Source organism: Enterobacter sp. 198, from assembly GCF_009025585.1.
GTDB lineage: Bacteria > Pseudomonadota > Gammaproteobacteria > Enterobacterales > Enterobacteriaceae > Enterobacter > Enterobacter ludwigii.
In genome coordinates this window covers 389,493-411,727 of record NZ_WCIM01000019.1, presented here as the reverse complement: position 1 = coordinate 411,727, position 22,235 = coordinate 389,493, and the positions used below count along the sequence as shown (strand labels likewise).

Annotated in this window: 24 protein-coding genes; 17 read left to right on the top strand and 7 right to left on the bottom strand. The window is 54.7% G+C overall.

What is annotated here, in order from left to right; all coding sequences use genetic code 11:
- The first annotated feature begins 71 nt into the window (after nt 1–71).
- Nucleotides 72–971 carry an O-acetylserine/cysteine exporter gene (gene eamA / locus F8561_RS12010; protein WP_151887497.1) on the top strand — a complete coding sequence of 300 codons (900 nt, stop codon included), beginning with the start codon at nt 72–74 and terminating at the stop codon, nt 969–971.
- 38 nt (nt 972–1,009) lie between these two features.
- Here eamA and marB read toward each other — a convergent pair whose 3' ends face one another.
- Genes marB through marR form a run of 3 tightly spaced genes read right to left on the bottom strand, consistent with a single transcriptional unit; the run spans nt 1,010 to nt 2,096 of the window.
- Nucleotides 1,010–1,228, bottom strand: coding sequence for a multiple antibiotic resistance protein MarB (gene marB / locus F8561_RS12005; protein WP_014170042.1), 219 nt, complete (start codon nt 1,226–1,228; stop codon nt 1,010–1,012).
- A gap of 32 nt (nt 1,229–1,260) precedes the next feature.
- A complete protein-coding gene (gene marA / locus F8561_RS12000) occupies nt 1,261–1,641 on the bottom strand; it encodes an MDR efflux pump AcrAB transcriptional activator MarA (protein WP_008502237.1) in 381 nt (126 codons plus the stop codon).
- A 20-nt stretch (nt 1,642–1,661) separates the two neighbouring features.
- Nucleotides 1,662–2,096 carry a multiple antibiotic resistance transcriptional regulator MarR gene (gene marR / locus F8561_RS11995; protein WP_020884159.1) on the bottom strand — a complete coding sequence of 145 codons (435 nt, stop codon included), beginning with the start codon at nt 2,094–2,096 and terminating at the stop codon, nt 1,662–1,664.
- 256 nt (nt 2,097–2,352) lie between these two features.
- On the opposite strand from marR, the gene F8561_RS11990 reads away from it, so the two are divergent.
- Complete coding sequence (locus F8561_RS11990) at nt 2,353–3,018, top strand: MarC family NAAT transporter (protein ID WP_014170045.1); 666 nt, start codon at nt 2,353–2,355, stop codon at nt 3,016–3,018.
- A 58-nt stretch (nt 3,019–3,076) separates the two neighbouring features.
- On the opposite strand, the gene F8561_RS11985 is transcribed toward F8561_RS11990, so the two are convergent.
- Nucleotides 3,077–4,273: a sugar transporter gene (locus F8561_RS11985; protein WP_020884157.1), complete on the bottom strand. Its 1,197-nt coding sequence runs from the start codon at nt 4,271–4,273 to the stop codon at nt 3,077–3,079.
- A 177-nt stretch (nt 4,274–4,450) separates the two neighbouring features.
- Here F8561_RS11985 and F8561_RS11980 point away from each other — a divergent pair, with 177 nt between their 5' ends.
- Both F8561_RS11980 and F8561_RS11975 read left to right on the top strand, forming a co-directional pair.
- Nucleotides 4,451–5,239 (top strand): PhzF family phenazine biosynthesis protein, encoded by a 789-nt coding sequence (locus F8561_RS11980; RefSeq protein WP_059306736.1) that lies wholly within the window; start codon nt 4,451–4,453, stop codon nt 5,237–5,239.
- Nucleotides 5,240–5,266: 27 nt separating this feature from the next.
- Nucleotides 5,267–6,067: a PhzF family phenazine biosynthesis protein gene (locus F8561_RS11975; RefSeq protein WP_032681016.1), complete on the top strand. Its 801-nt coding sequence runs from the start codon at nt 5,267–5,269 to the stop codon at nt 6,065–6,067.
- 51 nt (nt 6,068–6,118) lie between these two features.
- Here F8561_RS11975 and F8561_RS11970 read toward each other — a convergent pair whose 3' ends face one another.
- Entirely contained in the window at nt 6,119–7,081 is a 963-nt protein-coding gene (locus F8561_RS11970; RefSeq protein WP_020884154.1) for an NmrA/HSCARG family protein, read from the bottom strand.
- Between the two features lie 92 nt (nt 7,082–7,173).
- On the opposite strand from F8561_RS11970, the gene F8561_RS11965 reads away from it, so the two are divergent.
- Nucleotides 7,174–8,085 (top strand): LysR family transcriptional regulator, encoded by a 912-nt coding sequence (locus tag F8561_RS11965; RefSeq protein ID WP_226778048.1) that lies wholly within the window; start codon nt 7,174–7,176, stop codon nt 8,083–8,085.
- A gap of 61 nt (nt 8,086–8,146) precedes the next feature.
- On the top strand, nt 8,147–8,629 hold the full coding sequence (locus F8561_RS11960) for a GNAT family N-acetyltransferase (protein WP_014170050.1): 483 nt from the start codon (nt 8,147–8,149) through the stop codon (nt 8,627–8,629).
- Here the strand turns inward: F8561_RS11960 and ptrR are convergent.
- Nucleotides 8,583–9,461, bottom strand: a complete 879-nt coding sequence (ptrR, locus tag F8561_RS11955) for a putrescine utilization regulator PtrR (protein WP_014170051.1) — start codon at nt 9,459–9,461, stop codon at nt 8,583–8,585. The genes F8561_RS11960 and ptrR overlap by 47 nt on opposite strands.
- Before the next feature lie 99 nt (nt 9,462–9,560).
- Here ptrR and sad point away from each other — a divergent pair, with 99 nt between their 5' ends.
- From sad to F8561_RS11910, 9 genes are all read left to right on the top strand, one after another.
- Nucleotides 9,561–10,949 carry a succinate-semialdehyde dehydrogenase gene (gene sad, locus F8561_RS11950; protein ID WP_151887496.1) on the top strand — a complete coding sequence of 463 codons (1,389 nt, stop codon included), beginning with the start codon at nt 9,561–9,563 and terminating at the stop codon, nt 10,947–10,949.
- 116 nt (nt 10,950–11,065) lie between these two features.
- Nucleotides 11,066–12,655, top strand: a complete 1,590-nt coding sequence (locus F8561_RS11945) for a methyl-accepting chemotaxis protein (RefSeq protein WP_151887495.1) — start codon at nt 11,066–11,068, stop codon at nt 12,653–12,655.
- 62 nt (nt 12,656–12,717) lie between these two features.
- Nucleotides 12,718–13,644 (top strand): glutaminase B, encoded by a 927-nt coding sequence (glsB, locus tag F8561_RS11940; protein WP_020884150.1) that lies wholly within the window; start codon nt 12,718–12,720, stop codon nt 13,642–13,644.
- Nucleotides 13,644–14,000 carry a DUF4186 domain-containing protein gene (locus F8561_RS11935; protein ID WP_047356499.1) on the top strand — a complete coding sequence of 119 codons (357 nt, stop codon included), beginning with the start codon at nt 13,644–13,646 and terminating at the stop codon, nt 13,998–14,000. Before glsB ends, F8561_RS11935 begins: the two co-directional genes overlap by 1 nt.
- Nucleotides 14,001–14,113: 113 nt before the next feature.
- The gene (locus F8561_RS11930; RefSeq protein ID WP_020884148.1) at nt 14,114–15,559 is read left to right on the top strand and encodes a GGDEF domain-containing protein; all 1,446 of its coding nucleotides are present in this window, start codon (nt 14,114–14,116) and stop codon (nt 15,557–15,559) included.
- Between the two features lie 109 nt (nt 15,560–15,668).
- A complete protein-coding gene (locus F8561_RS11925; RefSeq protein ID WP_014170057.1) occupies nt 15,669–16,634 on the top strand; it encodes a sensor domain-containing diguanylate cyclase in 966 nt (321 codons plus the stop codon).
- A gap of 82 nt (nt 16,635–16,716) precedes the next feature.
- Entirely contained in the window at nt 16,717–17,244 is a 528-nt protein-coding gene (locus F8561_RS11920) for a GNAT family N-acetyltransferase (protein WP_020884147.1), read from the top strand.
- Nucleotides 17,245–17,361: 117 nt separating this feature from the next.
- Nucleotides 17,362–18,813, top strand: a complete 1,452-nt coding sequence (locus tag F8561_RS11915; protein WP_014170059.1) for a tagaturonate reductase — start codon at nt 17,362–17,364, stop codon at nt 18,811–18,813.
- Between the two features lie 202 nt (nt 18,814–19,015).
- Nucleotides 19,016–19,930 carry a bestrophin family protein gene (locus tag F8561_RS11910; RefSeq protein ID WP_014170060.1) on the top strand — a complete coding sequence of 305 codons (915 nt, stop codon included), beginning with the start codon at nt 19,016–19,018 and terminating at the stop codon, nt 19,928–19,930.
- On the opposite strand, the gene F8561_RS11905 is transcribed toward F8561_RS11910, so the two are convergent.
- Nucleotides 19,918–20,466 (bottom strand): GNAT family N-acetyltransferase, encoded by a 549-nt coding sequence (locus F8561_RS11905; protein WP_025204195.1) that lies wholly within the window; start codon nt 20,464–20,466, stop codon nt 19,918–19,920. The genes F8561_RS11910 and F8561_RS11905 overlap by 13 nt on opposite strands.
- 143 nt (nt 20,467–20,609) lie before the next feature.
- Between F8561_RS11905 and F8561_RS11900 the strand changes: the two genes are divergently transcribed.
- A complete protein-coding gene (locus F8561_RS11900) occupies nt 20,610–21,050 on the top strand; it encodes a GNAT family N-acetyltransferase (RefSeq protein WP_014170062.1) in 441 nt (146 codons plus the stop codon).
- 145 nt (nt 21,051–21,195) lie between these two features.
- Entirely contained in the window at nt 21,196–22,191 is a 996-nt protein-coding gene (locus F8561_RS11895; protein ID WP_032678150.1) for an alpha/beta fold hydrolase, read from the top strand.
- Nucleotides 22,192–22,235: the final 44 nt, after the last annotated feature.

The window sequence follows — 22,235 nt, the reverse complement described above, 5'->3', positions numbered from 1 at the left end:
GATCTTCTCGTGGCATGTTTTTTTCGTTACCTTGAAGTGTTTACAAAAATTTAATCATTCAGGGGCAGAGTATGACGCGAAAAGAAGGGCTGCTGGCGTTGCTGGTGGTCATCGTATGGGGTCTGAATTTTGTGGTCATCAAGCTTGGGTTGCATAACATGCCCCCACTCATGCTGGCCGGTTTGCGTTTTCTGCTGGTGGCTTTCCCGGCGCTCTTCTTTGTCGCGCGCCCGAAAATTCCGTTCAGACTCTTACTGGGATACGGCCTGACCATCAGCTTTGGCCAGTTCGCGTTTCTGTTCTGCGCCATTAAGTTCGGGATGCCCGCCGGTCTGGCTTCTCTGGTGTTACAGGCTCAGGCGTTCTTTACCATCATTCTCGGGGCGTTTGTCTTTGGCGAGCGTCTGCAGGGTAAACAGCTGGCGGGGATCACTCTTGCGGTGTTCGGCGTGCTGGTGCTGATAGAAGCCAGCCTGAACGGGCAGCACGTGGCGTTACTGGGCTTTATGTTAACGCTGGCAGCGGGGCTGAGCTGGGCCTGCGGGAATATCTTCAACAAGCTGATTATGCAGCATGAGGCGCGCCCGAAGGTGATGTCGCTGGTGGTCTGGAGCGCACTGATCCCCATTGTTCCGTTTATGGTTGCGGCGCTCATTTTTGATGGGCCGGACGTGATGCTGAAAAGCCTGGTGGAAATCGATCTCACCACCATTTTATCGCTGATCTACCTGGCGTTTGTGGCCACCATTATTGGCTACGGGATCTGGGGATCGCTGCTGGGTCGCTACGAAACCTGGCGCGTGGCGCCGTTATCCCTGCTGGTTCCGGTGGTAGGGTTGGCCAGTGCCGCGCTGATGCTCGATGAAAAGCTGAGTGCGCTGCAGCTGCTGGGGGCCGTGCTGATCATGGCCGGGCTGTACATCAACGTGTTTGGTTTGCGCGTGCGTCGGGTAACGCGGGCAAGAGGATAGGCATAAAAAAAGCCCCGCATCCGCGGGGCAAAAACGAATCAGAAGCTGTGCTGATTATAATAAGGCACGCCTAACTCGTCGGATTTGTCACTACCAGCACCCATGTGGTTGAAGTCATAAGGTGACTGGTCATGTGCTGACGGCAAAATCATCGTGTCACGATTATTTTGCTGCGTTGCACGAGGGGTTTGCTCCGCGAAGGTCTGGCTGGAAAACAGCACCAGCAAGGCGAGGGCGGCGGAGGCTGTAACTTTCATGATTTCCTCGGTTACGTCTTTACAGGCGATGATTAACTACAATGTTTTAGTGGATACAGGTATCGGGATTCACCCGGCACGCTGGTAATACGGTATTTGTGAGGCGGCACGTCGAAGTAGTTCTTAAACGTACGCGTCAGGGTTTGCTGTGATTCAAAACCGTAACGTTCCGCCAGATAAAGGATCGGCTCATTGCTTTCTTTCAGCTTCTGGGCAATTTCCGTCAGCTTGCGGCTGCGAATATATTGACCTAATGAATGGCCAGTCTCTTTTTTGAACATCCGTTGCAGGTGCCATTTGGAGTAACCTGAACGCTCTGACACTTTTTCAAGGGAGAGCGGCGATTCCAGGTTATCTTCGATCCAGTCCAAAATGCTATGAATAGTAATAGCGTCAGTATTGCGTCTGGACATCGTCATACCTCTTTTTCTGTTTACGGCAGTATTTTCTTAAGCAAAAGCTCAAGCGTTGCCACTTCATCTGCCGTTAAGTTTTTTGTTAGTTCCTGATGCAGTGTTTGTCCTACTAGTTGATGACATTGCTCGCACATCGCCGCGCCATCGCTGGTGAGTTTCACCAGGACGCCGCGTTTGTCATTCGGGTTAGGGCTTCGTTCTATCCATCCTTTGCAAACGAGACGATCGAGCATGCGGGTTAGCGCACCCAGATCGACAGAGAGCACCTTTTTCAGCTCAACCGGCGTGATACACACTTCGCAGCGAATGGAGCACAGCACTTTGAACTGCGTGGCGGTGATATCCAGCGGTGACAGATAGTCATTGAGCAGGCGATCTTTTTTCTGGTTAACCATATGAATAAGACGACCCAGCGGAATAATGTCGTTAAAGAGATCACTGGTGCTTTTCACAATGGTTGCCCTGGCAAGTAGTTTAGTCACGGCAGATATTATTGCTCAGGCAAGTATAAGTCAACTGAATGGATCAGCGGATGCCACGAATTGCTAAAACGTTTCATGAACTTTTTTTGCATGCTTTCAATTCAAATAGATAACGAATGGTTATCGTTAATGACCGTAAATAATCGTTACGTTGAGCGAATGGCTGAACGTCACACTTTCACCCTATAATTGCGGTGATAAACATGGATAAGGACAACGACGCACTATGTTGGATTTGATTAAAGCAATTGGTCTGGGGCTGGTGGTACTGCTGCCGTTGGCTAACCCGCTAACGACGGTTGCGCTCTTCTTGGGGCTGGCAGGGAACATGAACAGCGCCGAGCGTAACCATCAGTCGATGATGGCCTCGGTCTATGTGTTTGCCATCATGATGGTGGCTTACTACGCCGGACAGCTGGTGATGAACACCTTCGGAATCTCCATCCCGGGTCTGCGTATTGCCGGCGGATTGATTGTCGCCTTCATCGGGTTCCGTATGCTGTTCCCTGCGCAGAAAGCGCATGAGTCACCTGAGGCCAAAAGCAAATCCGAAGAGCTGGAAACCGAGCCCAGCGCGAATATTGCTTTTGTCCCGCTGGCGATGCCCAGTACGGCGGGGCCAGGAACGATTGCGATGATCATCAGCTCCGCGTCAACGGTGCGGGATGGCTCGACCTTTCCGGACTGGGTCATCACGGTTGCGCCCCCGCTGATTTTTGCACTGATTGGTATCATCGTATGGGCATCCTTGCGCAGTTCAGGCGCGATCATGCGCTGGGTCGGCAAGGGCGGCATTGAGGCGATTTCCCGCCTGATGGGCTTCTTACTGGTGTGTATGGGCGTGCAGTTTATTATCAACGGCGTGCTGGAGATTATTAAGACGTACCATTAATCACCCGCCCGGTAATGCAAAACGGCAACCTCGGTTGCCGTTTTACGTTGACTGCGGTCTACCCGTGATGGGCCTGTTCTTCCAGTGCGACCGGCCATTTACGGAAGATGAGCAGGGACCAGATGAGCGCCACCAGTGCCGGAATGGCACCCAGATAGCCAATCGCCGACATCGACACGTGAAGGCTAATCTGATTTCCCAGCAGCGCGCCCGCGCCAATACCAAGATTGAAAATCCCCGAGAACAGTGACATCGCCACATCCGTTGCGTCCGGCGCGAGGGCCAGCACCTTCACCTGCATACCCAGACCGATAATCATGATCGCCACTCCCCAGAACAGGCTCAGGACGGCCAGATGACCCTCGCTGCCCGCCGCTGGCATGAGTAACACCAGGCACGCCAGCAGTAAACCAATGGCGCTGCTGACCAGCGCCGACGCGTGCTGATTGCCGAGCTTACCAAACAGAATACTGCCAATAATGCCCGCGCCCCCCAGGATCAACAGCAGAACGGTGGCAAAGTTGGCGCTAAAGCCGGCCACGACCTGAACGAACGGCTCAATATAGCTGTAGGCGGTGTAATGTGCCGTGACCACAATGACCGTCAGCAGATAGATACTCAGCAATGCCGGACGACGCATTAACAGCGGCAGGCTTTTCAGCGAGCCGGAGTGTTCGCTTGGCAGCTTCGGCAGCAGTTTAATCAGGCAGACCAGGGTGATCATTGCCCCCATGCCGATAGCGAAGAACGTGGTTCGCCAGCCAAAGTATTGCCCAACGATACGGCCAATCGGCAGGCCCAGGACCATAGCCAGTGCCGTGCCGGTGGCTATCAGGCTCAGCGCCTGCGCGCGTTTTCCCGCAGGTGCCAGGCGGATGGCCAGTGACGCGGTGATCGACCAGAATACGGCATGGGCAAAGGCAATACCGACGCGGCTGATGACCAGCACCGTAAAGTTCCACGCCAGAAACGACAGGACGTGGCTGACGATAAACAGGGCAAACAACCCGATCAGCAGCTTTCGCCGTTCCATCTGGCTGGTCAGCAGCATAAACGGCAGTGACATCAGTGCCACCACCCAGGCATAGATGGTCAACATAATGCCCACCTGCGCGGTTTCCATCTGGAAACTTTCAGCGATGTCAGACAACAGCCCAACCGGAACAAATTCTGTGGTATTAAAAATAAACGCGGCAATTGCCAGCGTGACCACGCGTAGCCACGCGACTCTGCGGGTAACTGTGTTCGTTGTCATAGCGATGTCGGAGATTCGTTGCTGAAAAGAAGAGGAGACGATCTTAAAACGTCAACCGGCGAAAACTCAACCATTATGTGATGCAGATCTCAAAATTCACCTGGTAAAAGCGGTAGCCGGGGGCATGGTTTTCATTGAATATAAAAGAACAACACGACAAAAACAGGCGGTAAGACAATGCAGGAGATTGATTTTTATCTGGTAGATGCGTTCAGCAATGCCTCTTTTGGTGGAAACCCGGCGGCCGTGTGCCCGTTAGACGCATGGTTGCCTGATGAGACACTGCTCAGAATGGCACAGCAGCATAATCAGTCGGAAACCGCGTTTTTCGTCTGCAGTAAAGCGGGAATTGAGTTACGCTGGTTTACCACCCTTACCGAAGTCAACCTTTGCGGACATGCCACACTGGCAGCCGCGTACGTCCTGTTTAATGAACTCAACTATCCTGACCCGCGTATCCACTTTGATACCGCCTCTGGCCAGCTGACGGTTAGCCGGGAAGGGGACTGGATGACGCTGGACTTCCCGGCATGCCCGACGCAGGAAGAGACGCCCCCGCCGGCGATGCTTGCGGCGCTGGGGATCGGCCATTACGTTGAGGCCCGTAAGGGGCGAGCCTGGATGGTGGTTCTGGAAAACCGCCAGCAGGTTGAGGCGCTTGCGCCGAATATCTCGGCAATGACGCCTGGCGAACATAAGGTCAGCGTGACGGCGCGGGGAGAGGGGGATTATGATTTTGTGAGCCGCTTTTTCTCACCGGGAGTTGCCGTCTGGGAAGATCCGGTCACCGGATCCGCGCATACAATGCTTATTCCCTACTGGAGTGAAAAACTGGGTAAAACAGCGATGTTTGCCCGCCAGGTGTCGGCTCGTGGCGGTGATCTGCGCTGCGAACTGAAAGGTTCACGCGTGCTGATGAGCGGGCAGGCCTCGCTTTATCTGAAAGGCACCGTCTTTCTGCGCTAAATAACCATAACAAAAGAGGAAAAGACAATGCAGGAAATTGATTTCTATTTGGTCGATGCCTTCAGCGACAGGGCGTTTGGCGGCAACGCAGCGGCGGTTTGCCCCCTGGAAGAGTGGCTGCCGGACGAGACGCTGCTCAACATGGCGCAACAGCACAATCAGTCTGAGACGGCCTTTTTCGTACGCACTGACGGCGGATTCGAGCTGCGCTGGTTCACTACCCTTGACGAAATTAACCTGTGTGGACATGCCACACTGGCGGCATCGCATGTCATTTTCGAATACCTTGATTATCCACACACGGAAATCACCTTCACCACCCGTTTCGTCGGCGAGCTGACGGTAAAACGCAGCGGTGACTGGCTGACGCTCAACTTCCCGGCCTGGCCGACGGCGGTCGTCGACAATCCGCCAGCGCTGCTGTTGAGCGCGCTGGGCATTGAGCGGGCAAAAGAGGTGCGTGTCGGGCGCGATTACATGGTGGTGCTGGAGAACCAGCAGCAGGTAGAGGCCCTTACGCCGGATATCTCAGCAATGATTCCGCTGGATAAGATGGTCTGCGTCACGGCACCGGGCGATGAATATGACTTCGTCAGCCGCTTCTTCTGTCCGGGAGAAGGGGTGCCGGAAGATCCGGTCACGGGGTCCACTCACAGCATGTTGATTCCCTACTGGAGCGAAAAGCTGGGCAAAACCGTGCTGAACGCGCGCCAGGTCTCGCGACGGGGCGGGGATTTACGCTGTGAGCTGGCGGGGGACCGGGTGTTAATCGGCGGTCAGGCCACCCTGTATCTGAAAGGGCATATCTATTTACGCCAGGCGATGTAAGCCAGGAATGGGCCACCGTCATTTCATCATCGGGAATGACGGTGGCTTGCGTTAATCAAACGTTCGTTTTTCCCCCTGCCAGCCAGACGTAATCAGAAATTCACGCCACGTTAAGGTGGCAGGGTTTATGGTTCTGCTCCAGGTAAGATCCCGGTCTTTTCCGTAATAGCCGTAGTTCACGGCATATTCCGTCATGCCGGTAATTTCACTGACCAGTGCCGCGTTGTCTGCGAAATCGGGGAAGTGGTGAAGGAGTGCTTCTCGCGTGTAGGCTGAGCGATACCGGGCTTTTATGCCGGTGACCTCCGTGAAGGTTTCCACCATCTCACGCGGCGAAAGACACTCACCGACAACGGGTAACGTCATGCCGTTGTAGTGTTCGGGGTTATCGAACATCTCAAGCACCGCAGGGCCGGTCGCCGTGAGCGGGTCGACAAAGGGCGCCCGAACGTCTTCCGGGAGATAGAGGGGGAAGATCAGCTCGTCGCCTTCTTTACGCGGCGGATAATATTCGGCCAGATTGGTGTAAAAGAACGCCAGTTGAATAAACGACGCGCTGACGGGGAGTGTGCGGATGTACTCCTCAATTCGGCCCTTATCGCTGAAATGAGGAGCCCATAGAGTTCCGGCCGTTATTCTCTCGACGTTTTCCAGACTGCTGAAGACAAGGTGTTTTACCCCGGCGTTGACGGCGGCATCTGCAAGCCTGTAACCCAGCGCCGTTTCACCCGTTGGCATCTGCGTCGATACGGGGATGAAACCTGGTGTCATCAGGAACGCCCCGTCTGACTCGGCAAACGCCCCGATCAGATGCGCATCATTGCCCGTCTGAAGGGTGATTTGCCTCAGTTCAGCGCCCCGTTCCGCCAGCTGTTTCGCCGCAGGAGAGTCCGTGTTTTGCGTTAAGGCGCGCACCCGATAGCGCCCACTTTGCAGCAGGGTTCTGGTTACGCTACGTCCTTGTTTACTGGTGGCACCAAAAACTGTTATGAGTGGTTTTTTATCATACGACATTTCATTCTCGCTCTGTGTTGTTGCGGTAGTGCATTATCGGAATGCGGGCGGCGAGCGTGAAATCGATTTATTTCTTACATGATATCCATCCTATGAATACCAAAAAGCCTGACGTAAACCTGCTGCTGACTCTGGAAGCGCTGGTCGCGGAGCAAAATGTCACCAGGGCCGCCAGCCGGCTTTGTCTTAGCCAGCCTGCCGTCAGTGCGCAGCTTAACCGGCTGAGGGGGATGTTTAACGATCCGTTATTGATCCCGGGGCGCAGGGGGATGACGCCAACCCCTAAAGCTCTTGAGCTGATGGCGACGCTTGGCGGGGCGCTGGCAAAAATACGGGATACGCTGCAATCACATGAGGACTTTGATCCGCTGCACGATTCGCTAACGGTCTCTCTGGCCTGTACTGATTACGTGCAGGCCGCGGTCATTATGCCGCTGATTGTGACCCTGCAAGAGATTGCCCCCGGCGTGCGTATTGCTGTCAGGAATTACGATCCGCATCAGCTGGCCCATCAACTGAGCTCAGGCGATGTTGATGCTGCCATAGCCACGCCAGACCCTGCTCAGGCGCAGCTCAGAACGCAATATCTCTATGACGAATCGTACGTGCTTATCGGGCGCCCTCAGCATCCTGAACTGAACGACCAACTGACAATGGAAGCGTTCGCAAAACTTGAGCATATTATCGTGTCCCCCTCGGGGGGCGGTTTTACCACGCCGCTGGATGTCATGCTGGCGGAGTCAGGGTTGCAACGTAAGGTTGCGGTGTCTGCGGCATCATTTCTGTTTGTTCCCGGCATGGTGCAGATGAGCCATCTGGTAGCACTGGTGCCCCGACGATTAATTATGGGAACCATTAACCCGCTCACCGTGGTGGAACTCCCCTGGCTGAAAGAGACGTTTGACGTCAGTCTTATCTGGCATGAACGCAGCCATAACCACGCAGGACACCGCTGGCTAAGAGATACCCTCGTCAGCCTGAACCGCAATGCTGATATAAGTTAACGGTATGAAGCACGTGTGCAGGGCTGCGCTATGTTGAAATAAAAACAACAAGGAGCCCGCCATGTATTCCATTACCGCTGAATCTGCACATCACCCTGATATTTTGCATCTGATTGCCGCGCTTGACCGCTATCAGAGCGAACTCTATCCCGCTGAAAGTAACCACCTGCTCGATCTGACCGAACTGCCGACAGCCTCGCTGATCCTGATGATTATTCGGGACCGGCAGCTTCATGCCGTCGGGTGTGGTGCCGTGGTGCTCAACGGCGACGGGACCGGTGAAATGAAACGGGTGTATATCGATCCGGCTCATCGCGGGCAACATCTCGGCGAGATGCTGCTGGCGGCGCTGGAAGATGAAGCCCTGAGCCGTCACTGCCACACGCTTCGCCTGGAAACGGGCATCCGGCAACATGCCGCCGTCCGTCTGTATGAGCAGTGCGGCTATGAGCAACGTCCGGCGTTTCCGCCGTATGTTGATGACCCGCTGAGCCTGTTTATGGAGAAGGCACTGGTGGTTGACGTTCGTTTAGCAGCGCTATAAAAGCCTCCAGCGGGCGGGTCATAGCCCCGCGGCGCCAGACCAGCCAGGTGGTGAGCCAGCGCCAGTTTTCTGCCAGCGGCCAGGCTTCCACCTGATGGTGGCCTGGCATACTTTCCAGCATCGAACGAGGCATCAGCGCGATACCGGCGCCCGCGATGACGCAGGCGAGCATGCCGTGATAAGACTCCATTTCATGAATACGCCCGGGTGTGGCTCTGTCGGCGTGAAACCAGCTTTCCAGATGTCGGCGATACGAACAGTTTGCGCGAAAGGCGTAGACGTCACTGCCGCTTACCTGCGTGGCGCGTGCCACTTCTGCATGCCCGGCGGGCGTGACCAGCATCATCTCTTCCCGGTAAACCGGCATGCCTTCCAGTTCCGGATGCGAAAGGGGGCCGTCGACAAACGCGGCGCTTAAGGTTCCCTCCAGTACGCCGTCAATCATTGTGCCGGACGGCCCGGTAGAGAGGGCAAACTGGATACGTGGATAGCGCTGGTTAAACTGCGCCAGGCTTTCCGGAATACGCACGGCGGCGGTACTCTCCAGCGCGCCAAGCGCAAATAATCCCTGCGGTTCATCACCGGCGACGACCATTCGTGCCTCATCGACCAGCGCCAGGATCTGCTTGCTGTAGCGCAGGAAATTATGCCCGGCGGGAGATAAACGTAAACGCTGGTTCTCACGAATAAACAGCTCAACGCCAAGATCGGCCTCCAGCTGGCGGATGCGGGTGGTCAGGTTCGACGGAACGCGATGCACCTTTTGCGCCGCCTGGGTGATGCTGCCGGTGAGCGCCACGGCGTTAAACATTTCAAGCTGAGTTAAGTCCATACCATTCTCGATTCGTGAACAAGGTGGTTAGTATTATTCATTTTTAAGAAATAGCAGAGTGCGCCACAATGAATCAACCGTTATTACGTGGAGACCATCATGACTTATTCCTCTGCTACACATGCCCTCTCTGTTAACCCAGCCACTGGTGAGACGCTCGCGGCGTATCCGTGGGCGAGCACCGACGACGTTGAACGCGCAATTGCGCAGGCTGATGCCGGTTTTCGTCAGTGGAGACGCGTAAGCGTTTCAGACCGGGCGCAAAAGCTGCGCGATCTCGCCAGCGCGCTGCTAAACCGTGCAGACGAGATGGCCCGAATGATCTCCCGTGAGATGGGCAAACCCATTTTGCAGGCGCGTGCTGAAGTGGCAAAATCCGCCAGCCTCTGCGACTGGTATGCGGAACACGGCCCGGCAATGCTGCAGCCTGAACCGACCCTGGTAGAAAACCAGAACGCGGTGATTGAATACCGACCGCTGGGACCTGTTCTTGCCGTCATGCCGTGGAACTTCCCGCTCTGGCAGGTACTGCGTGGCGCGGTACCCATCCTGCTGGCCGGGAACAGCTATCTGCTCAAGCATGCGCCAAACGTACTCGGCTCGGCTGACCTTATTGCGCAGGTATTTGCTGACGCCGGTTTTCCGCAGGGTGCCTTTGGCTGGGTGAATGCCACGAATGAGGGCGTGAGCCAGGCGATCAACGACCGTCGTATTGCTGCCGTAACTGTAACCGGCAGCGTGCGCGCGGGGGCGGCGATTGGTGCGCAGGCAGGGGCAGCACTGAAGAAATGCGTTCTGGAGCTGGGCGGTTCAGATCCGTTTATTGTGCTCAATGATGCTGATTTGGATCTGGCGGTGAAAGCAGCCGTGGCCGGACGTTATCAGAATACCGGACAGGTTTGCGCCGCCGCTAAGCGCTTTATTGTGGAAGAGGGCATCGCTGATGCTTTCACCCAGCGCTTTGTCGAGGCGACGGCAGCCCTGAAGATGGGGGCGCCGGATAGCGAAGAAAACTTTATTGGCCCGATGGCGCGATTTGACCTGCGTGATGAATTGCATCAGCAGGTGCAGGCCACGCTGGCCGAAGGCGCCACGCTGCTGCTTGGCGGGGAGAAAGTCGCCGGTGAAGGTAATTACTATGCACCGACCGTGCTGGGGAATGTCACTGCCAGCATGACGGCATTTCGTCAGGAGCTGTTTGGTCCGGTTGCGGCGGTTAGCGTTGCGAAAGACGCGGAGCACGCGCTGCAGCTGGCTAACGACAGCGACTTTGGTCTGTCCGCAACCGTCTTTACCGCGAACGATACGCTGGCGGAGAAATTTTCCCGTGAGCTGGAGTGCGGTGGGGTGTTCATCAATGGTTTCAGCGCCAGCGATGCGCGCGTGGCCTTTGGCGGCGTGAAGAAGAGCGGTTTTGGTCGTGAGCTTTCCCACTTCGGTCTGCACGAGTTCTGTAACGTGCAAACGGTATGGAAGAACAGAGTCTAGTTCGCTCTCCGATAACGGCCTTCAGCACGAAGGCCGTTGTCATTTTCCTGCAATGGTTCTGTCATTTTCGTTTCGTAGACTCGCACGCGTCTAACGTCTTGTTACTGAAGAAAATTATGAACCTAACGCAAATTTTTCGCCGTATTGCGCAGCGCCTCATCCCTCGTCAGTTTGGCCTGCTGACCGGTATTTTCTGTATTATTGGTCTTTTCTCCGCACTGCAACTCTCCTCTTCATTTTTGCTCAATGCTTCCCTGAAGGACGCTCAGCGCAACGAGCAGCAAAATCTGCTGGCGTACCAGCAACAGAGCAAACTGGATCTGGCCCGCGTGTCTCTGCTGGCAGCAAGCGATCTGCTTAACCGCTCCGGCGTCTGGTTTATGCAGGATAAAGAGACCGGCTCTGAAGGAAGCTGGCACAGCCTGATGGACGAAGCTCAGGCGTCGCTGACGGTTTCTCAGCAGGCCTGGAACGCCTGGCTGGCGCTCAATCCGCCAAAAGATGATGCCATGATCACCAGCTACCAGCTTTTCTACGGTGCCATCAAGGAGCAGGCGGAAGGGCTCATCAAGACCAACACGATCGACGCCTTTTTTGCCGTACCTGCCCAGGCTTTTCAGACTGACTTCAACGAAAACTATGCCCGCTATCAGCAGGCCAGCGAGAAGCAGGCGATGCAGGGCCGCCAGAGTCTGATGGCGCAACTCTCTGGCCTGCAAACGCTTTTTCTGATAGCGCCGGTTCTGCTGCTTGCCATCGCCATTCTGGTGTGGTTCGGCATGTCCCGCTGGGTCATTACGCCGCTGCGACGGTTGATTGCTCACATTAACCAACTGGCGGCAGGAGACCTGTCCGGTACACCGCCGGGCGTACTGCGCTTTAACAAGGAGATCGGACAGTTAAGCGACAGTGTTTCCACCCTGCAACACGGACTGCAGGAACTGGTGACCCAGGTCAGCAATGCCACCCACGCAATGGTTGAAAATATAGGCTCGCTGGCTCAGGGCAACCAGAAGCTGTATCTGCAGTCGGCTCGTCAGGCGAAAGAGCTTGAGGATGTGACGACACACATTGCCGCGCTGGAAAACCACGTGGAAGGGAATACAGGTTATGCAAAACTCGCCAGCTCACGGGCGGACGAGGCGCGCCAGGTAGCCGCGGGTGGCGATCGGATGATGACAACCGTCAATGCCTCCATGCAGGCGATCGTTGACCGATCGTCAGAGATGCGCGGGATCGTGGCGATGATCGACAGCGTGGCGTTTCAGACCAACATTCTGGCACTGAATGCGGCCATCGAGGCCGCCCATGCGGGGAACCACGGGCGCGGGTTCGCCGTTGTCGCCCGGGAAGTGGGGCTGCTGGCCAGAAAGAGCAGCCACTCGACGCAGACTATTCAGGCGCTGATCAATCACTCTTTGCAGGGCATCGAAGACGGTTCCCGGGCCGTTAACCTGCTGGAAGATAATCTGCAGCAGGTGATCGGGCTGGTGGCTAATTTAAGCAGTCTGCTGAATGAGATCTCGGTCGCGACACTGAGCCAGGGGGAGAGCATTCATCAAATGACGCGGCAGCTTCAGGCGTTAAATCAGGTTTCCCGTCAGACCGACATGCTGGTGTCTGAAGCGTCGGATGCCTCTGAACGGCTGCATAAGCAATCCGATCTTTTATTGCAGGCGGTTTCGCGTTTTCGTCTTAGCGCCTGACGCAACATATAAGCCTCTGTTATACTCGCAGCCCGTTTTAGCCTGAGGGCAAGGAGCAAAGTGTGGCTGCGGTCATCCATAATGAGATGTTGGACGAGATTCTGTCGCAGGTTCGTCCGTTAATTGGAAAAGGGAAGGTTGCCGACTATATTCCGGCCCTTGCCTCGGTCAGCGGGAATAAGCTGGGTATTGCCATTTGTACGGTAGACGGGCAGCGTTACCAGGCCGGTGACGCCACCGAGCGTTTTTCAATTCAGTCCATTTCAAAAGTACTCAGTCTGGTTGCGGCCATGCGCCAGTATGAGGAAGACGAAATCTGGCACCGCGTGGGGAAAGATCCGTCCGGGCAGCCTTTCAACTCACTGCTTCAGCTCGAAATTGAACAGGGTAAACCGCGTAACCCGTTTATCAATGCCGGTGCGCTGGTGGTTTGCGATATGCTGCAAAGCCGTCTCAGCGCCCCTCGCCAGCGCATGCTTGAAATTGTCCGCCAGCTCTCGGGCGTCGCCGATATTGCCTACAATGCGGTGGTGGCGCGCTCGGAGTTTGAACACTCCGCCCGTAACGCGGCTATCGCCTGGCTCATGAAATCGTTTGGTAACTTCCATAACGATGTCGCCACCGTGCTGCAAAACTATTTTCATTACTGCGCGCTGGAAATGAGCTGTGTTGAACTGGCACAGACATTCTTGTTCCTCGCCCATCAGGGGCATGCGCCGCACCTCGATCAAGATGTTGTCTCGCCCATGCAGGCGCGTCAGGTGAATGCCCTGATGGCGACCAGCGGGATGTATCAGAACGCCGGAGAGTTTGCCTGGCGCGTCGGTCTTCCGGCTAAATCGGGTGTCGGCGGCGGGGTGGTGGCAATCGTGCCTCACGAAATGGCGATTGCCGTCTGGAGCCCGGAGCTGGATGAAACGGGAAATTCACTTGCCGGTGTGGCAGTTCTGGAGAAACTGACCCAACGTCTGGGACGTTCCGTATACTGATGTCAACCTTGGATCCGCTTTTTGTCCGCCTGGCGCGATCGCCTTTTCGTTCGCGCTTTCGCTTAGGTACGAAGGAACGGCAGTACTGCTGGGACAAAGGTGCCGAAACCATTGACCAGCACGCCGCCGATTTTATTGCCCGGCGTCTTGCACCGGCCCATCCCACCAATGACGGGAAACAGACGCCCATGCGCGGTCATCCGGTGTTTATCGCTCAGCATGCCACCGCCACCTGTTGTCGTGGCTGTCTGGCAAAGTGGCATAACATTCCGCAGGGTGTTCAGCTCAGCGCGCAGCAACAGCATTATATCGTCAGCGTGATCCACCACTGGCTGGTGCTGCAGATGAACGCCTAAATTTGACGAGTTATGATCCTGTTGTATTTGTGTTATAGATGCAGGTTAAGTTAGTTCAGATCCTGCTGACGATCGACATAATCGCCATAAGTTATTATACGGAATGATATTTAATGCGTTCTGCTCTCTCTGCCTTCAGGTTTTTTCAACCCGATACTCCGCTGCGTAATGCGTCGTGGATCTTTATTCTCACCACCTTATTCTATTTTGTGGGTGCTGAATTGCGTCTGGTTGAAGCGTTGTCGCTGTTCTGGCCACTGAATGGCGTTATGGCGGGAGTATTCGCCCGTTATGCTTATCTGAATCGTCTGCATAACTACGCGGTCGCGTATGTTGCCATGCTGATGTACGACGCGGTCACCACCAGCTGGGGAATGGCCTCGCTGGTGATTAACCTGTCGAATATGATTTTTATCGTCGTGGTCGCCATACTGGTTCTGCGTGATAAACGGCTGATGAAAACCCCCGATCCGCTTAATGCGCTGCGTCTGTTTAACTACTGCCTGATTGCCGCGCTGCTGTGTGCCTTGCTTGGCGCGGTGGGGTCGGTCGGTATCGACAGTCACACCTTCTGGCCGCTGTTTGCCGACTGGTTTAGCGAGCAGTTTTCAACGGGGGTGCTGATTGTGCCGTGTATGCTGACGATTAGCCTGCCCGTGCGTGATATTCAGTTACGCCTGGAACAGCTGTTCCCGGTTATGGCGTTGATAGTCTCGGTGGTCGCGTCGGTGGTGATTGGCGGCGCGGGGAGCCTCTGTTTCCCGCTGCCGGCGCTTATCTGGTGTGCGGTACGCTACCCGCTGCCCGTCACCTGTTTACTGACGTTTCTCACGGGTGCCGTTGAGATCATTCTGGTTGCCAACTCCATTATCAATATTGCCGTTGCGACACCGCTTTCGACCCCGATGATGTTCTCAGCCCGGCTGGGCATTGCCACCATGGCTATTTGTCCGGTGATGGTCTCCGTCAGCGTGGCGGCCATTAATTCACTGATTCGTCAGGTGTCACTGCGGGCAGATTATGATTTTCTGACGCATGTCTATTCCCGCTCCGGGCTTTATGAAGCGTTAAAGCAAGAAGAGGCGCACCGGCATTCGCGTTTTTTAACCGTCATGCTGCTGGATATCGATTATTTCAAAAGCATCAATGATAACTACGGTCACGAGTGCGGTGATCGCATACTGGCGGCCTTTGCCCGGCAGGTTCAGCAGGTTGTCGGTGAGGACGGTATGGTGGCGCGAATGGGCGGAGAAGAGTTCGCGGTGGTCGTGAACTCCGGGGATGCGCAGCACGGTTTTGAACTGGCTGAACGCATTCGAACCACCGTCGCACATCATCCGTTTACCTGGCGCCAGCAGACGCTGTATCTGACCGTCAGCATTGGCCTGGGCAGCGGTAAATCTGAGTCATGGCAGTTGACGGAGGTCTTTAATAAGCTGATGGCTGAAGCGGACGATCATCTCTATCGTTCAAAGAAAGCGGGGCGAAATCGGACCAGCGCCCGGCTGTCGGATGAGCAGGTTACTGCAACGTCCGGCAGCGAAACATCACTGCATTAGTCGTCATGAGCCAGTGACGTTAACAAATAGCGTCTGAACAGGATATTCGTACACTGACAATGTCTCTGTTTAAGCTACGCTTTTAGTAAAGCTTGCGTCAGGAGACGTTATGAAAACACCTGCAACCCCTGAAAATGAAACGGAACGTCTGAACTCGCTGCGCGAATCAGGCCTGCTTGAAATCGACAGTTCGCCGGCCTTTGATCGCCTGACGCGTCTGGCAAAACGCTTTTTCCAGGTGCCGCTGGCGATGGTCAATCTTATCGATGAGCATTCGCTGATCGTGAAGTCAGCGGATGGCCAGGCACCGGACTCGGTCCCGCGCAATATCTCATTTTGTGGCCATACGATCCTCAGCGAAGCGCCGCTGGTGGTGGGGGACATGCGTCAGGATGACCGCTTTGCCGATAATCCGCTGGTGGCCGGTGAGCCCGGCGTTCGTTTCTACGCTGGTTTCCCGCTGCGTCTGCGCGACGGCGCGAGTGTAGGATCGCTTTGCCTGATTGATTATTCTCCGCGCGAGTTTACGGCGGCCGATCTTGCCGTGCTGGGAGACCTGGGCGCGCTGGCAGAAGATGAATTTGCCGCCGTCAGTGCGGCGACTACCGATGAACTTACCGGCTTATTCAACCGTCGGGGCTTTAATCAGCTCGTCCGGTTTACCCTGTCCGTCGCCCGACGCCGTGCAGAGCCGTTAACCCTCGGCTGGCTGGATCTGGATCGCTTTAAGGAGATAAACGATCGCTACGGCCACGAGGAAGGCGATAAGGCGCTGAACGTGATGGCGCAACTGATGCGTTCCTCCTTCCGTGAGGCGGATCTGCTGGTTCGCTTTGGCGGGGATGAGTTTGCCGTGCTGTTCGCCGATACGGATGAGCAGGGGGCCTGGATTGCGATGCAGTATCTGGCCGAGCAGGTCGAAAATTATAATGCCCGCAAACTGCATCCGTGGTCGCTTCTGTTCTCGTGGGGCCTCAGTGAATTCGACCACAATGGCCATGACCTGCAACAGTGGCTAAAAGAGGCCGATGAAAAGATGTATGCCATGAAGCAGCAGCGCCATCGCGAAAGATGACATAACAAAAGCCTATGATCGATCCGTTTGCGTTAATAAGATGTTAATTGCACAGTGACGGTATTCAACGTAAGGAAAAACAATGAATACCTCACTGCACATCAAAAACCTCACCCGGGAAGAGATCCTCACCCACCTTGATGCGTTGTCCGCGATCCTCGAAAACTGCGTTAACGGCGGCGCATCCGTCAGTTTTATGTTGCCCTTTAGCCCGGAAAAAGCGCGTGCTTTCTGGCGCGGTATTGCTGAGAGCGTGGGACGCAATGAACGTCTTGTGCTGGCCAGTATCGATCCGCAGGACGGTGTTATCGGCACGGTACAGTTGATCACCGATCAGCCGGAGAATCAGCCGCATCGCGCGGATGTGGCAAAACTGCTGGTCCATGAAAAAGCGCGCCGTAAAGGGGCGGCAATGGCCCTGATGGAAGAACTTGAAGTACAGGCCAGAGCCAGAGGTATTTCGGTCCTGGTACTGGATACGTCCACCGGCAGCGGTGCCGAGACGTTCTACCAGCGTGCTGGCTGGCAAAAAGTGGGGGAGATCCCGCGCTATGCATTGATGCCGGACGGTGCGATGACCGCCACCTCCGTGTTCTATAAGTTCTTATAATTATTTTTCACAACTCCATCATGAATTGATCAAAACAGGGTTCCCGGTCGTAAAGTTTTGATAAGTTATCGTACCAATCTTATCAGGCTGTATGACTAATTATAAAAGGAACCCATTGTGAACACACTTAACCGTCATGATTTTCCCGGTCCACACTATCCGGAACGTATCATTCAGTTTGGTGAAGGCAATTTCCTGCGGGCGTTTATCGACTGGCAAATCGACCTGTTAAACGAACATACCGATCTCAACGCCGGTGTGGTGGTCGTTCGTCCCATTCAAAGTGATTTTCCGCCGTCGCTGAATACGCAGGATGGTCTGTATACCACGATCATTCGCGGCCTGAACGAGAAGGGCGACGCGGTGAGCGATGCGCGTCTTATCCGTTCCGTTAACCGCGAAATCAACGTTTATAATGAATACGATGCGTTCCTCAGGCTGGCTCATAACCCGGAGATGCGCTTTGTGTTCTCGAATACCACGGAAGCCGGGATCGGTTATCACGCGGGCGACACCTTTGAAGATGCGCCTGCCGTCAGCTACCCGGCGAAGCTGACGCGATTGCTCTTCGAGCGTTTCAGTCATTTTAACGGTGCGCCAGACAAAGGCTGGGTCATCATTCCGTGTGAACTGATTGACTACAACGGGGATGCGCTGCGGGAACTGGTGCTGCGCTACGCGCAGGATTGGGCGCTGCCGACGGCCTTTACTGAATGGTTGAACGATGCCAACTGCTTCTGCTCGACCCTGGTTGACCGCATTGTAACGGGTTACCCGCGTGACGAAGTGGCCGCCCTGCAGGCTGAACTGGGTTATCAGGATGGGTTCCTGGATACCGCCGAACACTTCTATCTGTTTGTGATTCAGGGCCCTGACTCCCTTGCCAGCGAACTGCGTCTTGATAAGTTCCCGCTCAACGTATTGATCGTGGATGACATCCGGCCTTACAAAGAGCGTAAAGTCGCCATTCTGAACGGTGCGCACACGGCGCTGGTACCGGTAGCCTTCCAGGCCGGGCTGGACACGGTAGGCGAGGCGATGAACGATGCTGACGTGTGTGCTTTTGTCGAAAAAGCTATCTATGAGGAAATTATTCCGGTACTGGATTTGCCGCGTGATGAGCTGGAATCGTTCGCCAGTGCGGTAACGGGCCGTTTCCGTAACCCTTATATCCGACATCAGCTGCTGTCGATTGCCCTCAACGGGATGACCAAGTTCCGCACCCGCATTCTGCCGCAGCTGCTGGCAGGGCAGAAAGCAACCGGGTCATTGCCTGCGCGACTGACGTTTGCTTTAGCGGCACTGATTGCGTTTTATCGCGGGGAGCGTAACGGGGAAAGTTACCCGGTTCAGGACGACGCGCACTGGCTGGCGCGTTTCCAGCAGCTGTGGACACAGCATCACGATCGCCAGATCACTACCCGCCAACTGGTAAAATCGGTACTGAGCGTGAGCGAACACTGGGAGCAAGATCTTACGCAGGTTAACGGCCTGGTCGAGCAGGTTACACGGGATCTGGATGCTATTCTGCTTCAAGGAATGCGTGCGGCGGTTAAACCGCTCTGCTAACACCGTTGCCCGGCTTCGGCCGGGTTTTAATGGGGATCTTATTAGTTACAACATACTATTTGCTCTGTTTTTAAAAAACACCTCTGACACCGTGCGGTTTAGGCTAGCCAGGTCAGAAAATTCAATGTTTTATTAACATGCTTGCAACCGTGAGGGGGATCACGTTTAATAGCCACGCTCTTTTTCTTTCCTGAAACTCACTATGATTGTTCGTCCTAAACAGCACTGGTTACAACTCATCTTTGTCTGGCATGGCTCGGTACTGCCAAAAATCTATACCCGCTTGCTACTCAACTTCCTGCTTTCTATCGCCGTGATCCTGATGCTGCCGTGGTACACGTCCCTTGGCATCAAATTTACCGTTGCGCCCTTTAGCATTCTCGGTGTGGCGATCGCTATCTTTCTCGGTTTCCGAAACAACGCCTGCTATTCCCGCTACGTTGAGGCGCGCCAGCTTTGGGGGCAACTGATGATAGCGGCACGCTCTCTGTTTCGCGAGGTAAAAAACACCTTGCCGGACGATAAACATCTCGGCGAGTTTGTCCGCCTGCAGATTGCCTTTGCCAACTGTTTGCGCATGACCCTGCGCCGGGAAACGAACGCCGAACAACTTTCCCGTTATCTTCCGGAAGATGATTTACGCAAGGTGATGAACGCCAACTCGCCGGCGAACCGTATTTTACTGATCATGGGGGAGTGGCTTGCCGTCAGGCGCCGCAATGGCGAGCTCTCAGATATCCTGTTCCACAGTCTCAACAACCGGCTGAACGACATGTCCATCGTCCTGTCGGGTTGCGAGCGTATTTTGACGACACCCGTACCGTTTGCTTACACGCTGATCCTTCATCGTACGGTGTATCTGTTCTGCATCATGCTGCCGTTCGCGCTGGTCGTCGATCTGCACTACATGACACCTTTTGTGTCGGCGCTGATTTCTTACACCTTTATCTCGCTGGATACGCTGGCGGAAGAGCTGGAAGACCCGTTTGGTACCGAAGATAATGACCTGCCGCTGGACGCCATCTGCAACATGATGGAACGAGACCTGTTGCAGATGAACGATGAAGAAGAGATCCCCGAAAGACTGTTACCGGATAAATATTATCAACTGACCTGACGGGCATTCCATTCGTCACGGGTGATTTCCCACAGTTCGGAGTCCAGTATGCCGCTGACGTACGCTTTCTTTTCTGTCCTGATAAGCCGCATGCCGCTACTGTCTGAAATACGACGGGAGCGGCTGTTAGCAGCCGCTTTTGGCGCACGCAACACCGGCTTGTTCAGGGTGTTAAACCAATAATCCGTCGCCGCAATACTGGCCTCACGCATGTATCCCTTACCCTGAAACTCCGGCGCCAGCCAGAACCCACGGTTATTATCTTCAACATCGTACAGGCAGATAATCCCCATCAGCTCATCCGGCACCTCGCGACGTCGAATACTCCAGAACCAGGCAATGCCTTTTTCCATATCCGGCAGCGCAACGTTATTAACATAATACTCCGCGCCGTTATCCGGGTAGGGCCAGGGCACTGAGGAGACCATATAGCGAACGATTTCCCAGCGTGGATAAAGCCGCTGTATCTGGACGGCATCTTCCGCGACCAGGGGAATGAGTAACAGGCGGTCTGTCGTTAGCGTCGGTATTGTCATCCGTGGTTCTCCCTGTTTAAGCGTTATGTTTTTGTTCACCTTCTGGTATTTTCATCTCTATCACATTCTTTTTCGGTGTGCTGGACTTCTTTACTACCAATAACTGCTTTTAAAAGGCTTTCGATTTGTAATATGAGGAATATATGGCTGTTACGGTAAGAGCTTTACGCGCAGAAGATTATTCCCAGTGGCGTCCGCTGTGGGACGGCTACACTCATTTTTATGACTGTGTCCTCGATGAGTCCGTGACAGCCGCGACATGGCAAAGGGCGCTCGACGAGCGATCATCGATGTTTTGCCGGGTTGCGGAAAGCGACGGCAACGTCATCGGCTTCGCCATGTGTATTTTGCACGAAGGAACCTGGTCGACAGCGCCCGTTTGTTATCTGGAAGACCTGTTTGTTGCTGCCAGCCAACGGGGAGCAGGGACCGGAAAAGCGCTCATTGACGCCCTGATGGACGAAGGCAAGCGCGAAGGGTGGTCGAAACTTTACTGGGTCACGCGGCAGAACAACCCGGCACGTAAACTCTACGACCAATATGGCGAAGCCGACGATTACGTTCGTTATCGCGTCTCGCTTTAAGACGCAATGACCTGTGTTTGTATCACATTGTATCAACGCCTCTGATACATACACAGGCTTGCAATAAAGGCCCATTCGCACATATCCGCTATACAAACCGATGTTGTTATATCCCCGTGAATCGTACTCAATCGGAGATAACAACATGTTCAGCAAACTCGCATACTCAACTCTGGCGTTAACCGTTTCTCTTGGTACCGTCATGTCCTGTCAGGCCGAAGCAACCGGTACTGATTTCGCGACGGCGTTTGATCATCCTCAGCAGATTAACGCCGGCGACCTTAACGTCGGTTATGTCGACATCGGCCCGAAAAATGGTCAACCGATCATTTTATTACACGGCTGGCCCTACGATATTCATAGTTATGCGCAAGTCGCTCCCGCGCTGGCTGCCAAAGGATATCGGGTGATTGTGCCTTCTCTGCGTGGCTACGGAACTACCCGTTTCCTCTCAGACAAAACGCCGCGTAACGGCCAGCCTTCGGCCATGGCGAAAGACGTTGTGAACCTGATGGATGCCCTGAACATCAAGCAGGCCGTTTTTGCCGGATACGACTGGGGTGCCCGTACGGCGGACATCGTCGCGGCGCTGTGGCCAGAACGCGTTAAATCGCTGGTCTCCGTCAGTGGATACCTGATCAGCAGCCAGCAGATTGGCAAACAACCCTTACCGCCGAAAGCAGAAGTTCAGTGGTGGTATCAGTTCTATTTCGCCACCGAACGTGGCGCTGAAGGCTACGCCAAAAACACCCATGACTTCGCCCGTTTGATCTGGTCACAGGCATCACCTGACTGGAAATTTAGCGATGCAACGTTTAACGCCAGTGCCAAATCCCTTGATAACCCGGACCATGTCGCGGTGACGCTCAGTAACTATCGCTGGCGTTTAGGGCTGGAAAAAGGGGAGCGCAAATACGACAGTTATGAGCAAAAACTGGCAACGCTTCCGAATATTACCGTCCCGACGATCACCATCGAAGGTGGAAACAACGGGGCGCCGCATCCTGCTCCACAGGCCTACGCCGGGAAATTCACCGGTAAGTATGAACACCGTACCTTTGGCAAAACCGTAGGTCACAACCCACCACAGGAAGATCCGCAGGATTTCGTCAACGCAGTTGTGGACGCAGATAAACTCTGAAATGTCCTATTTTCAATACGTTACCCTTCAGTCTGGAGATTTCT